Source organism: Aminobacter sp. J41, assembly GCF_000526635.1.
Classification (GTDB): Bacteria; Pseudomonadota; Alphaproteobacteria; order Rhizobiales; family Rhizobiaceae; genus Aerobium.
The window spans coordinates 63,382-74,443 of sequence record NZ_JAGL01000010.1; the positions used below are offsets into that span (position 1 = coordinate 63,382).

10 protein-coding genes are annotated in these 11,062 nt (G+C 63.3%); 3 read left to right on the forward strand and 7 right to left on the reverse strand.

Going from position 1 to position 11,062, the window contains the following annotated elements; translation table 11 throughout:
- Positions 1-6: 6 nt before the first annotated feature.
- Entirely contained in the window at positions 7-1,083 is a 1,077-nt protein-coding gene (locus tag L630_RS0109240) for an NAD-dependent epimerase/dehydratase family protein (protein ID WP_024847974.1), read from the forward strand.
- Positions 1,084-1,176: 93 nt separating this feature from the next.
- On the opposite strand, the gene L630_RS0109245 is transcribed toward L630_RS0109240, so the two are convergent.
- The 4 genes from L630_RS0109245 to L630_RS0109260 all read right to left on the reverse strand — a co-directional run bounded on the left by L630_RS0109245 (position 1,177) and on the right by L630_RS0109260 (position 5,589).
- Positions 1,177-2,385: an O-antigen ligase family protein gene (locus L630_RS0109245; RefSeq protein WP_186441624.1), complete on the reverse strand. Its 1,209-nt coding sequence runs from the start codon at positions 2,383-2,385 to the stop codon at positions 1,177-1,179.
- 137 nt (positions 2,386-2,522) lie between these two features.
- Positions 2,523-3,491 (reverse strand): glycosyltransferase family 2 protein, encoded by a 969-nt coding sequence (locus tag L630_RS22160; protein WP_024847976.1) that lies wholly within the window; start codon positions 3,489-3,491, stop codon positions 2,523-2,525.
- Positions 3,488-4,762 carry a hypothetical protein gene (locus tag L630_RS23145; protein WP_024847977.1) on the reverse strand — a complete coding sequence of 425 codons (1,275 nt, stop codon included), beginning with the start codon at positions 4,760-4,762 and terminating at the stop codon, positions 3,488-3,490. Before L630_RS23145 ends, L630_RS22160 begins: the two co-directional genes overlap by 4 nt.
- 20 nt (positions 4,763-4,782) lie before the next feature.
- Entirely contained in the window at positions 4,783-5,589 is an 807-nt protein-coding gene (locus L630_RS0109260) for a WecB/TagA/CpsF family glycosyltransferase (protein WP_198019540.1), read from the reverse strand.
- A gap of 173 nt (positions 5,590-5,762) precedes the next feature.
- Between L630_RS0109260 and L630_RS0109265 the strand changes: the two genes are divergently transcribed.
- Complete coding sequence (locus L630_RS0109265) at positions 5,763-7,289, forward strand: GumC family protein (RefSeq protein WP_024847979.1); 1,527 nt, start codon at positions 5,763-5,765, stop codon at positions 7,287-7,289.
- Positions 7,289-8,989, forward strand: a complete 1,701-nt coding sequence (locus L630_RS0109270; protein ID WP_144708994.1) for a hypothetical protein — start codon at positions 7,289-7,291, stop codon at positions 8,987-8,989. Before L630_RS0109265 ends, L630_RS0109270 begins: the two co-directional genes overlap by 1 nt.
- 41 nt (positions 8,990-9,030) lie before the next feature.
- Here L630_RS0109270 and L630_RS0109275 read toward each other — a convergent pair whose 3' ends face one another.
- The 3 genes from L630_RS0109275 to L630_RS22820 are packed head-to-tail and all read right to left on the reverse strand — an operon-like array spanning position 9,031 to position 11,061.
- Positions 9,031-10,014, reverse strand: coding sequence for a polysaccharide deacetylase family protein (locus L630_RS0109275; RefSeq protein ID WP_024847981.1), 984 nt, complete (start codon positions 10,012-10,014; stop codon positions 9,031-9,033).
- 7 nt (positions 10,015-10,021) lie between these two features.
- Positions 10,022-10,654 (reverse strand): exopolysaccharide biosynthesis polyprenyl glycosylphosphotransferase, encoded by a 633-nt coding sequence (locus L630_RS22815; protein ID WP_024847982.1) that lies wholly within the window; start codon positions 10,652-10,654, stop codon positions 10,022-10,024.
- Complete coding sequence (locus L630_RS22820) at positions 10,651-11,061, reverse strand: hypothetical protein (RefSeq protein ID WP_024847983.1); 411 nt, start codon at positions 11,059-11,061, stop codon at positions 10,651-10,653. The genes L630_RS22815 and L630_RS22820 overlap by 4 nt, the downstream gene beginning before the upstream one ends.
- Position 11,062: the final 1 nt, after the last annotated feature.

The window sequence follows — 11,062 nt, forward strand, 5'->3', positions numbered from 1 at the left end:
GGGCATATGCCACAAGTCGTCCTCATCACCGGCTCAGCCGGACTGATAGGCTCGGAAGCCGCGCGCTTTTTCTCGGCGCGCGGTTTCCGCGTTGTCGGCATCGACAACGATATGCGCGCGAGGCTGTTCGGCGCCGAGGCCTCCACCGCATGGAACAGGGAGCGTCTGATCCAGGACCTGCCGAATTATGTTCATGCGAACCTCGACATCCGTGATCGCGAACAGCTCGAGGAGGTCTTCCGCACCTATGAGCGCAACATCAGGCTGGTGATCCATACGGCCGCGCAGCCTTCGCACGATTGGGCGGCGCGCGACCCGCATGCGGACTTCACCATCAATGCGAACGGGACGCTCAACCTGCTGGAACTGACGCGGCGCTTTTGCCCGCACGCGCCGTTCGTCTTCACCTCGACCAACAAGGTCTATGGCGACACGCCGAACAGCTTGCCGCTGGTGGAGCTTGAAAAGCGCTGGGAGATCGCGTCAGATCACACTTATTTCGAGCACGGCATCGACGAGACGATGTCGATCGATCGCTCGATGCACTCGCTGTTCGGCGCCTCGAAGGTGGCAGCTGACGTGCTGGTGCAGGAGTACGGCCGCTATTTCGGCATGAAGACCGCCTGCTTCCGCGGCGGCTGCCTGACCGGCCCGTCGCACAGCGGCACGCAGCTGCACGGCTTCCTCGCCTACCTGATGAAGTGCGCCGCTACCGGCACGCCCTATACGGTATTCGGCTACGAGGGAAAGCAGGTCCGCGACAACATCCATAGCGCCGATCTGATCGCGGCGTTCTGGGAGTTCTTCCAGGCCCCGCGCTCAGGCGAGGTCTACAACATGGGCGGCGGGCGCGACTGCAACTGCTCGATGCTCGAAGCGATCGAGATCTGTGAGCAGATCACCGGCAAGAAGCTCGACTGGACCTACAGCGAGCAGAACCGCGCTGGCGACCACATCTGGTGGATTTCCGATACGCGCCGGTTCCGCGAACACTATCCGAACTGGTCGATCCGCCACGACGTCAGCGCGATCCTCGAGGAGATTTACGCCGCCAACCATCAGCGCTGGCGCCAGGCAGGCTAGGTTCGCTGGAGAGCGGAAGATGCGGAAAGGGCGCGGCAGCGATGCCGCGCCCTTCTGCTATTTGGCCGAAGGAAACGGGCTGGCCGTGACCGACTAGCGCGCAGAGGAAACCCGCAGGCCAATGGCAAAGAACAGCAGCATCAGCATCCAGAGCGGGTTCGACGAGATGAAGATGTCCGATTCCAGGTTGTTGTGCAGCAGGACGAAGACGACGATCGTCAGCGACAGCCAGCCGAGCCGCGCATCGCGCCGGGCAAGCCGCCCCGCAGCCGTGAGCGCGGCGAGCAGGAAGGTCACCTTCAGCGCAAAGCCAAACAGGCCGAGATGTAGCAGCATGTCGATGTAGCCGTTATGACCGGTAGGCGCCACGCGGGCAAAGCCCAGCGTCATCCTGTAAGGCAGGCCATCGTAGCCCAGGCCCCACACTGCTTCGTAGCCATAGCCTAGCCAGGGCTGGGCCGCGATCAGCGTCGCCGCGAAGTCCCAGAGGTCGGTGCGGCCGGTTAGCGTCGGATCGCCAAGGAGCTTCTGGCTGAGCCACTTGAAGGTCCAGAGGCCGGCCGATTCGCCGATGAAGTAGACGAGCGCCGCGAGCAGCACCCCGGCTGAGACAACGATGGCCGGCGAGATCAGCATCCGCCGCGCAGGGTAGAGCAGCATCAGGCCCACAACAGGTGCCAGCAGCGACAGGCCGAGCGACGTCTTTGACTGCGACAGGATCAGGAAGACGGGGGCTGCCACGATCATGGCGAGCGCTATGCTGCGCTGGAGGAGGCCGCCGAAGGTCAGGTGGTAGAGCCCTACGAACAGGATGACGCCGGAGACCCAGCCAAACACGTTCTTCTGCGGGTAGATGCCAGTGTGACCGATCGGTCCGGGCGGCTGTGTTGCTACGGAGACGAGATTGAGCGCCATCGCCACGACGACCACGGCGAACAGACCGAGCATCATCACCCGGAACGAATGCGCTGAGTAGACGGATAGGATCAGCGTCGTCGAGATGATGCCGAGCAGCGCGCCGCGCATGAAGGTGAATTGAGGAAACAGGCTCCATGATGCGGAGGCGACCGCAAGGGCGATCACCCCAACAACTGCTGCGATGCCCGGATTGTCGAACGGGAGCCTGCGATAGGAGCCAGTGAAAATACTGGAAATCACCGCCAGCACGAACAGCAGCGGGTAGGCGATCATCTTGAGCGGAGAGCGCTCGCCCGCATCCGGCGGCAGCGGCGCCATCCAGCCCGCCTGGACCTCGATCGGCGAATAGTCGCCACCGCCGAAGACCAGGGGCCAGATGATCATCACATAGCCAAGCATCAACACCGGTATGAGCGACGCAACCGGGCTGCTAAGGCGCGCAAGAGCCAGCTGTAGGGCTTGGGCTTCCGATGAACTGGCTGCGATTACAACATGGCTGGGAAGCAAGAATGTGCGTGCATTCATGAGATCTCAGCCTCCTGAGACGGGTGCAGCAGGGACATCCACTTGGGCGAGGACGATGCAGGGGTGGAGTTCCGGGCAAGGTCCAGCAGAACGGCTGAAATTCGTGCGCCCGCGAGTGAACGGAAGCCGTAGAAGAGCAGCCGCGGGAAGGCCATACCCGCCCGGTACCCACGCCAGAGGGCACCCGTCACCTTCAGCGGATGGCTGAAGATGCTGAGTTCCGAGGCGATGGTGGCGTCGATCAGTGCCTGGCCGCGCACGGTTAGGTGGTTCTGCGCGTAGTCCTGAAAAGCGCGAAAATCCTCGGGGGTGCGGTGGCGCCTGGAGGCTCGGCCAGCCCGGCTATCATCCACGTAGACGGCAAGCAGATCGTCGAGCACTGCCACGGTCTTCGCGGCGCGGACGCAGTCGAAGACAAAAGCCTGGTCCTCGAGCATCCGCATACCGGGCCGGAATCGCGTTACTTCGAATATCCGGCGGCGCACGCACAGGACGTTGATGTTGTAGTACTCGCCGGCGCGGAAGGTGAATTCCTCGATTGGCTCGCCGGGTTCAAGGCTGCGGGTCGGCAGCTCAGACCAGGAGGCTGCGCCTTCCTGCGTCTTAAATAGACGATACTGGCGATGGAGCAGGACGTCGGGATGCCCAATCGCGATGGCGCGCGACAGCACTTCCAACTTGTTGGGCAGGTAGACGTCGTCGGCGTCGAGAAAGACGGCATAGTCGCCGCGTGCCGCTTCCAGCCCGCGGTTGCGGGAGGCCGAGGCGCCGATATTGAAGCCATTGCGCAGGCACACGATGCGTGGATCTGCAAAGCCTTCGCATATCTTGGCAGCGGGCTCCTGAGAGGCATCATCAATGACGATGATCTCGAAGTCACCAAAGGTCTGGTTGAGACAGGAGCGCAGTGCGACCGTCAGTGTCGCGTTGCTGTTGTGGGTCGGGATGATGATCGAGAACATCATGGGCGCGACCCTCCGAGAGGCATCGCCACGTTTCTGAGACCCACAAGCAGGAAGGCGGTGAGCATGGCGAGCTGCACCACGGCCATCGCCACCAGCGCGATGACCAGATCGACATCGAAGGCGAGAGTGGCGAGAAGCCCGGTCGTCGCGGTTGCCGCTGCGATGCCGACCATTGCGATGAGGCGAAAGCGGCGCGTCGCGTTCAGGAAGACGACAAGCGACCAGTTGCTGAGGACGAGCAGGCTGACGAATCCCCATCCGGCGACCAGAGGGCCGATGTCACTGAACTTAGCGAACAGGTGCCGTTCGATTAGCGGCCAGAGCGCGGCGATCGCGCCGCCGCAGAAGGCGGTGGCGGCAACCATCAGGCCGATACCAGCCAGCGTGAGCCAACGGGCGGTTGCAAGGTCGCCGGCTTCGACGAGCCCGGCGATGCGGGGCTGGGCAACGCGTTGCCAGGCCGAGCCCATGAGCTGCAGCGGCGCCCAGAGGATGCGGCCCGCCTCGATCAGACCGACCTGATCCGCGCCACGGACAAGCTGGATGACGAGCACATGCGCGCGCGTCTGAGCCTCGTTCGTTGCGGAATTCAGCAGCGACCAGCCCGCGCCGGGGAAGGTTTGGCGGTAGCGCTGCAGGAGGCCGGTGATGGCTGCATCGTTCCGCTCGTGACGAGCGGGGAAGGCCGCAAGGGCAAGCACGGTCGACAGCGCCGCGGCCATGAGCGCGGCAAGTTCAGAGCGCTCCAGATAGAAAAGGATGGCATAGACGAGCAGGAGCAGCACAAAAGATGTCGCGCCGAAGCGGGCGGCTGACCGGCTGTCTCCCTCGAGATAGAAAAGGTTGCGGCGGGTTTCGCGCGCAAGCCAGGCGACTACGAAAGCCGCCCCAGCCAACGCGGTCGCGATGCTTCCACTGGCCCAGAAGGCGGCCAGCCCCACAACAAGTGCGGCTGCTGCACGGAAGCGCAGGTCGACACTGCGCAGGATCGCCAGCTGCTGCATTCGGTCTGCGGCATGAGCCTGCCGGACATGAACGAGCAGCGGTACCCCGATCGCGCCATAGTGCAGGCTGGCGGCAACCAACGCGCAGGTCGTCACGAAGGCGAAGCGACCGAAGGTGGCTGGATCGGTTCCTGCGATCAGAAATGCAGAAAGGACGAGCGAGCCGAGGCTGTGCAGTCCCTGGTCAACGAACGACAGTACGACCGCGCCGATGCCGAGCGGTGCCTTCGGCCGCGCGATCGATGGTGTCGTGTTGGTGCTCGCCATTTCTCGCCCGCGCCCCAAGGTCAGACGTAGTTCTGGCGGCGGGAGGGCTTCAGGTCGTCCTCCGGCCGGAATACCTCGGGTGACAGCCACTGGCGCGCGAGATTCCAGCAAAAGAGCGGGTTGAGGATGATGTAGCGGCGCCAGAGGCGGCGGGGCTCGCACATCAGCCGGAACAGCCATTCGAGGCCGCGATCCTGCATCCAGCGCGGCGCCTGTGGCTGGGTGCCGGCGTGAAAGTCGAACGCCGCGCCGACTGCAATCACCGCACAGGAAAGTTCTTCTGCGTTCTCGTAGGCAAAAACCTCCTGGCGCGGGCAGCCAAGGCCGACAAAGATGATCTTTGCTCCGGTTTCGCGGATGGAGGCGATGACCTCAGCGTTTTCCTCATCATTTGCCATACGGAAGCGCGAGGTGGCGGTGCCGACGATACGGATGCCGGGAAATTTCCGGCGCAGGTTCTTCTCCAGACGCGACATCACCTCGTGGCGACTGCCGTAGAGAAAGATAGGCACGCACTCGCGGGTTGCTGCCTCGCAGACGCGCAGCATCAGGTTCGGGCCGTAGACGCGGTCCTTCAGGCCTGCGCGGTAGAGGAGGTTCAGTGCCCAGCGCACGGGCTGGCCGTCGGGAACGACAAGGTTCAGCCGGTTGAGGCGATAGCGATGTGTGTGGTCCTGCAGACCCGTCATCACCCCGTGGACAGCAAGAGCGGTGACGGAAAACGGCTTTCCGAGCTTCGCGGCCTCGATGATCCGCTTCACCGCGCCGTCGTAATCGATCGCATTGACGCCGACGCCCAGAATGGGCAGCTTTTCGCCACGTTGCATGATTAGCTCCTGAACCTCGTTCACGAGTTCAAGCAACGACCGTGCCAGCGCCGATGGTCCGATATGAAACGCGTGGGTGCGGTGGCACGCGGCTTGCTGTGGAAGCCATGGAGGCGCCGCTAACGGACTTTTAGGCCGTGTGGTGACACAATCTGGCACAGGACAAAATCGCGATGCGCAGATTCCGGCTGGACAGAGAGGATACTCGACCTCACGAGCAGGTTGAACTGATCACCTATCGGCGCTCCGAGAGCCCCGAGAGGCCGGAGGCTGCTTTCGTTTCCGATGTCCGAACCCTCTGGTCGGCCGTCTCCACACGCGTCCGCCTGATTGGCGGCTGTGTCATCGGAACCCTTCTGCTTACCCTCGCCTACATCTGGATCGTCCCGCCGGTCTACAAGGCCACTGCGGAAGTGCTGATCGACCCGCGCCGGCGTGCCGTGTTTCAGCAGGAAATCGTGCAGAGCGGCATGGGCCAGTCCTCGTTCGGTGCGGACACCTTCCTGCTCGACAGCCAGGTCAACGTGATGACCTCGCAGCTGCTGCTGCGCAAAGTCATCGCTGATTTGAATCTGCTCGATGATCCCGAACTCGTCGAGAGCGCCAGCAGCAGTTCGCCGCTCCAAGATTTCGCCCGGTTGATCCTGCGCGGACCGCGCGCAGCTTCCACGAGCGGCCTCACTCTTGAGGACAGGGTGCTCAAGGCGCTGCAGGAAGATGTCGAGGTCGCGCGCGTCGGCAATACCTATGTGCTTGGCGTCACAGTCAAGTCGAAGGACCCGATCCTTGCTGCCGACATCGCCAATCGCCTGACCGACCTCTACATCGAGGAACTCGCCAACAACACGCGGTCGCAGATCAACCAGGTCGAGGAACAGCTCGGCGGACGCCTTGAGGAACTGCGGCTGGCCGCACTTGAGTCGCAGCGCAAGGTCGAGGAATACCGCGCGCAAAACGGCCTCCTCAACGCGGAACGCATGACCGTCGTCGAGCAGCAGCTGCGCGACCTCAACCAGCAGCTCAGCGTGGTGTCGACCACTGCCAGTGCCGCCCGTGCGCGCTGGGAAGAAGTGTCGCGCCTTCGCGGCCAAACGGTCGAGCGCGTGCTTGCGTCCGGCTCGCTGGACTCCCCGCATCTCGACTCGCTACGCCAGCAGTATTCTTCGCTGACCTCGCGCGAGGCCTCGCTTTCGGCGACCCTCGCTTCGCGGCATCCCTCGCTGCAGGCTCTGCGGGATTCCAAGGCGACAGTACAGGCCGATATCCGGCGCGAGGTTGATCGGCTGATTGCCCGCTACCAGGTCGAGCATGATGTGGCGGCTGCCAACGAACGGGCGGTGCGCGAGCAGATCGCGAGGCTCGAGGAGCAGATGGCGACGAGCAACCAGGCAAGCGTCGAGCTGCGCGACCTGGAGCGGCAGGCCGCGTCTGACGCTGCAATCTACGAACAGTTCCTCGTTCGCTCCAAGGACGCGCGCGAGCAGGTCAATGTCCCGACGGACGTTGCCCGCGTGATCACGACCGCGCGGCCGGACTTCACGCCGAGCTGGCCGTCGCCGTACCTCCTGCTGGCCGTCGCGCTGATTGTCGGTCTCGGCCTGGGAGTTGGACTTGCGCTGTTGTCGAAGCTGTTCGCGGGCTCACCCGCCGGTCCGAGCGAGAGGCCTGAACCAAGGTCAGTTCTGGGCGGGGCGCGCTGATGGTTGAGGTTGTTTCTGAAGAGCGTGCCAGGGGAGTGACTGTCTCTTCCCGGGCCGCCGCGATGTGGGCGCTTGTCGCCACGGTGGCGCTTGCCGCAGTCCTTCTGAGCGTCGTGACCGTGCTACCGATCGGTACCTACTACTGGGACATCTATTTCTTCGTCGACGCGGCGCACAGGATCCGCGTCGGGGAGGTTCCGCATCAGGACTTCTTCCTCTCGGTAGGCGCGCTTCCATACTATCTGTACGAGCTGACGCAACGCATCTGGCCTGACGGTCAGCCGCTTCTGGTAGGGCAGTATTCGCTTCTGCTTGTGACGGCGCCGTTGATGGCAGCCGTCATACTTGCAGCAGATGCGGAGCCCGGGCGTGTGCTGGCGGTTGTGCTGCCCTTTGCGTTCTTCAGCCTTGCCCCGGTCAATTCCAATGAATTCGTGACGGTTCCGGCGGTCGACGGCTATGGGCTCTACAACCGTCAGGCAGGCCTGGTTCTTTATGTGCTGGCATCTGCCCTGGCACTGGTCCGTGTTCCGCTAGCTTTGGGATCGATCGCGGGGCTTGCCGCGGCAGCGCTTTTCTTTCTCAAGATCACCGGTTTTGTCGCTGGCGCGGGCTTCATCCTTTGCGCATTCCTTGCGGGCAGGCTCGGCGCCAAGTTAATGGGCGCCGGTTTGGTCGCGTTTCTCGTGCCAGTTGTTGTCGTGGAAGCGAGCCTCGGCATCGTCTCGATCTATATCTCCGACGTTCTTGCCATGCTCGCGCACAACAGCGGAGGCCTCCTGCGCCGTGTGCTGCGTCTGATCTCGCAAGAGCTGGACCTGCTTGCGCCGCTGGGGATTCTCTGCATCGTGCTGGCATTCGCCGAGCGTGACCGGCTGTTGCATTCGCTCCGGGCACCGGGTCTTAACAAGATCACCGGGATATTCTCGCTGACTGCCGTTCAGCTCGCGCTGATGACTGTCTTTGCGATCAGCTTCGAGATGCAGAACACCGGCTCCCAGGAGTTCATCTATCTGTGGCCGCTGCTGTCCGGCATCCTGTTTTTGGGAAAGAAGCTCGGAGGTCATGTTCGTCTTGCCGTTATCTTGCTTCTGGCCCTCACGGCACTGCCGACATTCAGCAAGGCGGCACACCGGCTTGCTCGCGCTGTGGCGATCATGCCTGCGCAGGTGAGCCTGAACCTTCCCGAGCTTGGCGTCCTCAACAGCGTGTCTTCACGTGAGGAGTACATTCGCCGGGCACGGTTGATGCGGGAGCATTACACCGAGCACTCGGAAACATACCGGACGCTCGTACAGGAGGGCGAGGATCCCTCCTTCCTCTACTACACCATGCCCGATACACAGCTGCTGTACCTGATTGATCTCGTTGAGGGGATGAAGGCTATCCAGCGCCACGAGCAGGAGGCGGGGGTTCGCTACGAGAGCATTGCCGGACTCGACTATGTTGATCCGATGCCGATGCTACTGGGGCGCAAGGGCGCCAAAGGAATGCCAATGGGGCTCGACCCCACGCGAGGATATCCGGCCGGCCGGCATGAATCCTATCGTGCGGGGCTAGCTGAAGTCGACGCGATCGTAGAACCGCTGTGCCCGTTGCTAGACCAGAGGGCAGACATTCGTGCCATTGCCGAACCCGTCCTGGCGGAGCGCCGCGCAGTGCGCATCGATCCTTGCTGGATCCTTTACGTGAAGCAGTAGGTGCAGCTCACCGGCAGGTCGTCCCAGATTGGGACGTCCGCTCAGGATGCAGCCAGCGCCGCCGTGTCAGCCTCGAACGAGGGCTGGCGTAGCTTCAGCCCGCGCTGGCGGACTTCGTCGGCGTAAGCGCGCATGGTGAGCACGCGGTGGCTGCGGGAAAGGTCCGACAGTACCATGTCGACGATGGCAAGCTTGCGCTGCGACGGCAGCTGCATGCCGGGGAAGCGCGCCAGGATGTCGAGGTCGTCGCAGCCAAGGAAGTCGAGCGGGTGCAGGAGCACGGATGGCTCGACGCCGAAGACGCGGCAGGCGGCGAGCGCGGCCTTCCAGTACGCAGTGGCAGCGGCGCCTGAATGGGTTGCCAGAAATGACAGATAGGTCAGATGGAACGGGGCGCGGGCGACCGGAATGGTCGTGACCGGGATCTCGACCATGCTGCCCTTCGGCAGCTTCCACTCATAGGGGCGGATGGGGCGCAGGCCGTCTGCCAGCGAACCGAACAGCAGCGAGCGCTTCCGGCGCTCTTCGGCCGAAAGGTCCGCGCGGGTGAAATAATAGGCGCGGGCGAGCGGCCCGAGGAAGGTTGGCAGCGTGGAGGCGTCGTACTGGTAGGCGCGCTCGAACAGCGTCTCCAGCAGTGGTGTCGACAGGCAGAAGCTCGGACCGCGGAAGCCGATGGTGCGCTGGCCGGTGGCCTCGCCGATGGCCTGTTCCGCAGCTTCGAGCTCGGCGTTCATTGCCTCGCGCGAGCGGCGCGAGAGCCAGGGCTCATGGTGAAACGAGTGGTTGGCGATCTCGTGCCCTGAGTCGGCGATCATGCGCAGCGCCGCCGCATTTTCCTTCAACGCCGCATCCTGCCCGACGATGAAGAAGGTGATCTTCAGCCCGTGGCGGTCGAGGCGCTCGAGGATCCGGGGCGTGACGAGATCGAGATAGGATGGGAAATCCTGCCAGCCCGAGATCCCGGCCGTCTTCATGTAGCTCCAGAGATTGTCGAGATCGAGAGACAGGCTGGCGGGGCGCATGGCTACCTCAGAACGCGTTGCGATAGGCGCGGGCGGAGACGAGCGTCATCAAGAGGATGCGGATGTCGAACCAGAAGGAACGGCGGCGCAGATATTCCAGGTCGTGCAGAACGCGCAGCTGCATCTTCTTGATTGTGTCGGTCTCGCCGCGAAACCCGTTAACCTGTGCCCAGCCCGTGATGCCGGGCCGCACGTCATAACGGTCCCAATAGCGGTCGATCCGCGAACCGAATTGTTCGTCGAGCGCAATCGGGTGGGGCCGAGGTCCAACGAGCGACATATCCCCCAGCAGCACGTTGAAGAGCTGCGGCAGCTCGTCCAGATTGACCCGGCGCAGGACGCGGCCAACGCGAGTAATGCGGTCGTCGCCGCGCACCGCCTGGCGGAACTCGGCGTCGCGCTCGTGCCGCATGGTGCGGAACTTGTAGATGCGAAAGCGGGTGCGGCCCTGGCCATAACGTTCCTGGCGGAACAGCACTGGTCCCTTGCTTTCAAGGCGGATCGCAATGGCGATGATGATGAATAGCGGCGAGAAGACGAGGATCGCCAGCAGCGCGCCGATAATGTCGAAGACGCGCTTTGCCAGCGGCTCGGTGCGCGGCAGCGCCCGCGCATAGTCGAGGGTATCGCCTGCGCTCATCGTGCGGCCATTCCGACAGGATTGGCGGTGTCCGCGGTGTCGACTTCCGGCGCGTGGTTTGCAGACGCAATCAGCGATACGCCCGCAATGACGAGCGCGGCTCCGACCGACGCCTTCAGGGACAGGGCGTCGCCGAAGAAGACGACCGAGGCGACCGTGATGCCGACCATCGAGAGCGAGATGACGAAGACGTAGGACATCATCAGGCTGAGGTCGCGCAATGCCAGCAGGTAGCAGCCGAGGAGCAGCACGCATGCGAGCCCGCCGGCCCACAGGTAAGGATTGAAGGCGAAGCGCAGCAGCGTCTCGAAGGTGCGCTCCTGCGGAAACGCCGCCATGGCTAGCTTGAACATCATGTTGGAAGTGATGTTGGAGAGCACTGCTATCGTCAGGAAAATCCAGGCCATT

Excerpts from the sequence above, each read along its gene's own strand:
- L630_RS0109240 (WP_024847974.1), top strand. The coding sequence starts at position 7 with ATGCCACAAGTCGTCCTCATCACCGGCTCAGCCGGACTGATAGGCTCG.
- L630_RS0109245 (WP_186441624.1), bottom strand. The coding sequence starts at position 2,385 with ATGATCATCTGGCCCCTGGTCTTCGGCGGTGGCGACTATTCGCCGATC.
- L630_RS22160 (WP_024847976.1), bottom strand. The coding sequence starts at position 3,491 with ATGATGTTCTCGATCATCATCCCGACCCACAACAGCAACGCGACACTG.
- L630_RS23145 (WP_024847977.1), bottom strand. The coding sequence starts at position 4,762 with ATGGCGAGCACCAACACGACACCATCGATCGCGCGGCCGAAGGCACCG.
- L630_RS0109260 (WP_198019540.1), bottom strand. The coding sequence starts at position 5,589 with ATGCAACGTGGCGAAAAGCTGCCCATTCTGGGCGTCGGCGTCAATGCG.
- L630_RS0109265 (WP_024847979.1), top strand. The coding sequence starts at position 5,763 with ATGCGCAGATTCCGGCTGGACAGAGAGGATACTCGACCTCACGAGCAG.
- L630_RS0109270 (WP_144708994.1), top strand. The coding sequence starts at position 7,289 with ATGGTTGAGGTTGTTTCTGAAGAGCGTGCCAGGGGAGTGACTGTCTCT.
- L630_RS0109275 (WP_024847981.1), bottom strand. The coding sequence starts at position 10,014 with ATGCGCCCCGCCAGCCTGTCTCTCGATCTCGACAATCTCTGGAGCTAC.
- L630_RS22815 (WP_024847982.1), bottom strand. The coding sequence starts at position 10,654 with ATGAGCGCAGGCGATACCCTCGACTATGCGCGGGCGCTGCCGCGCACC.
- L630_RS22820 (WP_024847983.1), bottom strand. The coding sequence starts at position 11,061 with ATGGCCTGGATTTTCCTGACGATAGCAGTGCTCTCCAACATCACTTCC.